Source organism: Rhodococcus sp. P3_B8, from assembly GCF_056402775.1.
Window position 1 is genome coordinate 1 of record NZ_JBFUGT010000373.1, and the last position, 5708, is coordinate 5708.

Sequence of the window (5708 nt, forward strand, 5' to 3'; positions counted from 1 at the left end):
TCGACGAGGTGCCCGCGAACGCGCGCATCGTCCGCGAGGAGATCTTCGGACCCGTCGCCGCGATCACCGGTTTCGACACCGAGGCCGAGGGCGTCGCCGCCGCCAACGACACCGAATACGGTCTCGCCGCGTACATCTACACCCAGAACGTCGACCGCGCGTTCCGCGTCGCCGACAAGCTCGAGAGCGGCATGGTCGGCGTCAACCGCGGAGTCATCTCCGACGTCGCCGCACCGTTCGGTGGAGTCAAGCAGTCCGGACTCGGCAGCGAAGGCGGCACCGAAGGCATCGAGGAGTACCTCGAGACCAAGTACGTCGGCTTCGCGTAAACCACCCGCCCCGAGACAGATCGGAACCGTCACCATGCGTTTGGTCGTTGGATATCTCGCCACCCCCAGCGGGGAGGACGGTCTTGCCCTCGGGGCGCAGCTCGCCCGCAGTCTCGGCGCACAGCTCGACATCTGCATGGTGCTCCCGCCGGACCGGACGGTCCCGGCGAGAGTTCCGGCAGAAACCGGCTACGACGACATCCTCGCCTCCCGTGCCCAGCGCTGGCTGGACGAGGCGAAGTCGTCGGTGCCGAGCGACATCGACGTGGACGTCCACCTGAGCTTCCACGAATCGTTCGCGCAGGGTCTCATCGACGAGGTGTCCCGGCTGGGGGCGCAGGCGATCGTCGTCGGCGCCGCCGGGGACGGCCTGCTGGGGCGGCACTCCGTCGGCTCCGTGTCGACGGAACTGCTGCACTCGGCGCACGTTCCGCTGGCCCTCGCGCCCCGCGGGGCGCGGCACTCCTCCGCGAAGAAGATCCGCGAGGTCACCTGCGCGCTCGGGACCCGGACCGGGGCCGACGTGCTGCTGCGGACGGCGGTGCGGACGTGCGAGCGGATGCAGACCCCGCTCCGCCTCGTCTCCCTCGTCGCATTCGACCCGCAGAACGACCTCCGCGATCACCGGGACACCCCCGACGACATCCGCGACCGGGCCGTCGCCCACGCGCACAGCACCCTCGAAGCGGCGAAATCCGCTCTTCCCGAAGACTTTCCCGTGTCCGTCACGATCGCCGACGGATCCTCCGTGGAATCGGCGGTCCGCACACTCGACTGGCAGGACGGCGACCTCGTCATGGTCGGCTCCAGCCGGCTCGCCCAACCTCATCGACTGTTCCTGGGATCCACCGCGGCCAAGATGCTCCGCGTCCTGCCGGTGCCCATGGTGGTCGTCCCCAAGCAGGAGTTCCCCAACAGTGAGTAAACCGTCCGCGACACCCGCCCCGGATCCACGCTCGTTCCCGACCGGAGGTTCAGACATGACGAACAGCGAAGGCGCACCGGCGTCGGCCGACGGCGCCGTGAGCGCCAAGGGGCTGGCCACCGGCGCGGTCGGGACCTTCTCCGGGGCGATCCTCGGGATCTCCTCCGTGGCACCGGGTTACACGCTGACGGCCAGCATCGGACTGATCGTCGCGGCGGTCGGGTTGAAGATGCCCGCCATCTTCATCGCCGGCTTCATTCCCATGTTCCTCACGGCGTACGCCTACCGTGAGCTCAACTCCGAATCACCCGACTGCGGTGCGTCGTTCACGTGGTCGACCAAGGCGTTCGGTCCGTACGTCGGCTGGATGTGCGGTTGGGGCATGGTGATCGCCACGATCATCGTCCTCTCGAACCTCGCGGCGATCGCGGTCCAGTTCTTCTATCTGTTCATCGCGAAACTGTTCGACGCCCCGAGCATCGCCGACCTCCCCGGCAACAAATTCGTGAACGTCGGGACGACGCTCGTGTTCATCGCCCTGGCCACCTGGATCGCCAGCCGCGGCATCACCACCAGCGAGCGCCTGCAGGTCGCGCTCGTCGGCTTCCAGATGGTGCTGCTCATCGCCTTCGCGGTGGTGGCACTGGTTCACGTCGGCAACGGGTCCGCCCCCGCCGGGCTCTCGTTCGACCTGAGCTGGTTCAACCCGTTCACGGGACTGGCCCTCGGTGCGTTCGTGATCGGCCTGACGGGTTCGATCTTCGCGTTCTGGGGCTGGGACACCTGCCTGACACTGGGCGAGGAGTCGAAGAACCCGAAGAAGACCCCCGGTCGCGCCGGACTGCTGTGCGTCGCGACGATCCTGCTGACCTACCTGCTCGTGTCGGTCGCGGCGATGATGTATGCGGGCGTCGGCGAGGACGGTCTCGGCCTCGGCAACCCGGACAACTCCGAGAACATCTTCGGCGGTCTCGCCGATCCGGTTCTCGGCAACTGGGGCGGCATGCTGCTGTTCCTCGCCGTGTTCGTCTCCTCGGTCGCGAGCCTGCAGACCACGTTCCTGCCCGCCGCGCGCACGATGCTGGCCATGGGCGCCTACGGCGCGTTCCCGAAGAAGCTCGCCGAGGTGTCGCCGCGATTCCTGGTGCCGTCCTACGCGACCGTCGTCGCCGGTGTCGTGACCGCGGTCTTCTACACCGTCGTCACGTTCCTGTCCGAGCGCACGCTGCTCGACACGATCGCCGCGCTGGGCATCATGATCTGCTGGTACTACGGCATCACCGCGTTCGCCTGCGTCTGGTACTTCCGGGGCCGGTTGTTCACGAGCGTGCGCAACGCCGTCTTCCGGTTCGCGTTCCCGCTGCTCGGCGGGCTGATGCTGTTCGCCGTGTTCGTCATCTCGATCGACGAGAGCATGGACCCGGAGAACGCGAGCGGTGCGTCCATCGGCGGAATCGGGCTCGTCTTCTTCCTCGGATTCKGCATCCTCCTGCTCGGCGCCGTGCTGATGATGGTCATGCGCTTCCGCAATCCCGCCTTCTTCCGCGGCGAGACCCTCAACCGCGACACGTCGGCGTTGCGGGACGAGGGCGATCTCACGGCTCGAACGGAGCCTGCGCCACCAAGCCCGCGATAAGCGTCCGCAGCCCGAACTCGAATGCTGCATCCGCCCGTCCGGGGTTCGGCCCGGACGTGGCCAGGGCGGCCAGCATGGCCTCGTTCGCCTCCGGCGCCGTCGCCCAGACCACTTCGGGTGCGGCGAGGTCCAGCGCCGACCCCAGCACGAAGCTGTCGACCGTCGTGATGGCGTGCAGAATCTCCTCGGGCGTGAAGCCGCCGTCCGAGAATGCCTGCGCCAGCGCGTTGTACAGCCCGAACGCCACACCGGACTGCACTGTGTGCGCGGTGAACAGAGGAATCAGCCGAGGATGCTCGGCGTAATTGCGCCGATACTCGCGCGCCAGGCCGGCCACCGTCTCGCTCCACTTGCCGTCGGGGTCCGCCACCACGATGCCCGCCATCATGCGGGCACGCATCAGTTCGATGATCTCCGCCCTCCCGGACACGTGGTTGTACAGCGAGGAGGGCCGCACCTTCAGCCGTTCGGCGAGACCCGGCATCGTGAAGTCACCGGTGAGGTCCACCATGCGCATGGCAGCTTCGGTGATGATCTCCGGCGACAGCAGTCGCTGTGATGGCCGTGGCATGGGTGCCCTCCTGGTCGGTGTGTGTCACCGGCGACCAGGGTGGATACCGAAGGAATCGAATTCGTCACGCCCCACCCCTTGATCGCCGAGCATTCACCCACCATACTTAACGAATCCAATTCGTTTTAGGCGCTCGCTGAACCGAACATTCGAGGAAACACAATGTTGACGATTACCGCCCTCACCCCTCCCGAGTCCCTGTCGCGGACGAGCGAGACGGGACGCACCCCGCTCCGTGTCGGTCTCGTCCAGCACCGCTGGCACGAGAACGATCAGGATCTGCGGGCCGAACTCGACGAGGGCATCGCCGCGGCAGCGAAACTCGGGGCGCGCGTGGTGTTCCTCCCCGAACTCACACTGAGCCGCTACCCCGCGTCGACGCCGGGTGGCGACAACCCGGGACGTACCGCCGAGGACCTCCTCACCGGCCCCACGTTCACGTTCGCCGCCAAGGCCGCCGCCGAACACGGCGTCCTCGTCCACGCCTCGCTGTACGAGCGGAACGACACCGAGGACGGTGTGCAATACGAGGACGGGCTCGGGTTCAACACGGCCATCCTCGTCGCCCCCTCCGGTGAACTGCTCGCCCGCACCCGCAAGCTGCACATCCCCGTCACCGCCGGCTACTACGAGGACACCTATTTCCGCGGCGGTCCCGCAACCGATCCGTACCCCGTCCACACCGCCGAGGCACTCGGCGGGGCAAAGCTCGGACTGCCGACGTGCTGGGACGAGTGGTTCCCCGAGGTCGCCCGCGCGTACTCGCTCGGCGGCGCCGAAATCCTGGTGTACCCCACCGCGATCGGCTCGGAGCCCGACCACCCGCAGTTCGACACCCAGCCGCTGTGGCAGCAGGTGATCGTCGGCAACGGCATCGCGAACGGCACCTTCATGGTGGTGCCCAACCGCCACGGCAGCGAAGGCCTCATCACGTTCTACGGCTCGTCGTTCATCTCCGACCCCTACGGCCGGATCCTCGCGCAGGCCCCGCGCGACGATTCCGCGGTCCTGGTCGCCGACCTCGACCTCCAGCAGCGCGAAGACTGGCTGGCCCTGTTCCCGTTCCTGGCCACCCGGCGCCCCGACACGTACGGCGTCCTCACCGAGCCGGTCGATCACGCCTCCCCGTTCGGGAGGGCCTGATGACCTGGCGCATGCCCGCGGAAGGCGAACTGCACGAACGCACCTGGATGGCCTACCCCAGTGAGGGCTACTCCCTGGGCGACACCGCCGAGGAACACCACGAGGCCCGCACCACGTGGGCCGAGGTGGCGCACGCCGTGGCCCGGTTCGAGCCCGTCACCGTCGTCGTCGACCCCGGACAGGTGTCCGCAGCCGAGGAATACCTGTCCGCCGACATCGACATCGTCGAGGCGCCGCTGAACGACGCCTGGATGCGCGACATCGGACCCACGTTCGTGCTGTCCGAGGACGGACGCCTCGGCGGCGTCGACTGGATCTTCAACGGCTGGGGCGGCCAGGACTGGGCCCAGTGGGACAAGGACTCGAAGATCGGCGCACTGGTCGTCGAGCGGTCCGGGGCGGAACTCGTCGACTCGCCCATCGTCAACGAGGGCGGCGGCATCCAAGTCGACGGCCTCGGCACCGTGCTGGTGACCGAGACCGTGCAACTCGACCCCGGCCGCAACCCCGAACTGTCGAAAGCCGACATCGAGGCCGAGCTCGCCCGGACGATCGGTGCCACGAAGGTCATCTGGCTGCCGCGCGGACTGACCCGGGACCAGGACACGTACGGCACACGCGGGCACGTCGACATCGTCGCCGCCATCCCGTCACCGGGCGTCGTCCTGGTGCACGACCAGCGCAACCCCGAACACCCCGACTTCGAGGTCAGCAAGGCCGTCATCGACGTGCTGAAGCAGACCACCGACGCGCGCGGTGAGTCGTGGGAGATCATCACCGTCCCCGCCCCGACAGTCCTGCGCGACGAGGAGGGTTTCGTCGACTACAGCTACATCAACCATTTCGTCGTCAACGGCGGCGTCATCGCGTGCAGCTTCGACGATCCCGCGGACGAGGAAGCGGTCGCGATCCTGTCGTCCGCCTACCCCGGCCGCACGGTCGTGACGGTCGACGCCCGCCCGCTCTTCGCGCGCGGCGGCGGAATCCACTGCATCACCCAGCATCAGCCCGCTGTGCGCTGACGCGCCCGTGAGTACTTGTTAACCGCCGGGGGGCTGTTGCGGAATTGAGTGAGGGCGGTCCGGGTGCGGGTGTCTCGTGCCG

At 67.9% G+C, this 5708-nt stretch carries 6 protein-coding genes; 5 read left to right on the forward strand and 1 reads right to left on the reverse strand.

All coding sequences use genetic code 11. The features are described 5' to 3' along the window. The 3 genes from AC1D1G_RS40600 to AC1D1G_RS40610 form a co-directional block, all read left to right on the forward strand. The coding region (locus AC1D1G_RS40600) for an aldehyde dehydrogenase family protein (RefSeq protein ID WP_477956426.1) at positions 1–329 on the forward strand (329 nt) is incomplete at its 5' end. Positions 330–363: 34 nt separating this feature from the next. Further along, positions 364–1254, forward strand: a complete 891-nt coding sequence (locus AC1D1G_RS40605) for a universal stress protein (RefSeq protein WP_477956427.1) — start codon at positions 364–366, stop codon at positions 1252–1254. Positions 1255–1309: 55 nt separating this feature from the next. Then, entirely contained in the window at positions 1310–2890 is a 1581-nt protein-coding gene (locus tag AC1D1G_RS40610; RefSeq protein WP_477956428.1) for an APC family permease, read from the forward strand. Here the strand turns inward: AC1D1G_RS40610 and AC1D1G_RS40615 are convergent. After that, a complete protein-coding gene (locus tag AC1D1G_RS40615; protein WP_005259946.1) occupies positions 2850–3461 on the reverse strand; it encodes a TetR/AcrR family transcriptional regulator in 612 nt (203 codons plus the stop codon). The genes AC1D1G_RS40610 and AC1D1G_RS40615 overlap by 41 nt on opposite strands. Positions 3462–3623: 162 nt before the next feature. Between AC1D1G_RS40615 and AC1D1G_RS40620 the strand changes: the two genes are divergently transcribed. After that, positions 3624–4604: a nitrilase-related carbon-nitrogen hydrolase gene (locus AC1D1G_RS40620; protein WP_283354032.1), complete on the forward strand. Its 981-nt coding sequence runs from the start codon at positions 3624–3626 to the stop codon at positions 4602–4604. After that, a complete protein-coding gene (locus tag AC1D1G_RS40625) occupies positions 4604–5626 on the forward strand; it encodes an agmatine deiminase family protein (protein WP_477956429.1) in 1023 nt (340 codons plus the stop codon). The genes AC1D1G_RS40620 and AC1D1G_RS40625 overlap by 1 nt, the downstream gene beginning before the upstream one ends. Positions 5627–5708 lie beyond the last annotated feature (82 nt).

Bases quoted from the DNA above. Each gene is read 5' to 3' on its own strand.
- AC1D1G_RS40605 (WP_477956427.1), top strand. From the start codon at position 364: ATGCGTTTGGTCGTTGGATATCTCGCCACCCCCAGCGGGGAGGACGGT.
- AC1D1G_RS40615 (WP_005259946.1), bottom strand. From the start codon at position 3,461: ATGCCACGGCCATCACAGCGACTGCTGTCGCCGGAGATCATCACCGAA.
- AC1D1G_RS40620 (WP_283354032.1), top strand. From the start codon at position 3,624: ATGTTGACGATTACCGCCCTCACCCCTCCCGAGTCCCTGTCGCGGACG.
- AC1D1G_RS40625 (WP_477956429.1), top strand. From the start codon at position 4,604: ATGACCTGGCGCATGCCCGCGGAAGGCGAACTGCACGAACGCACCTGG.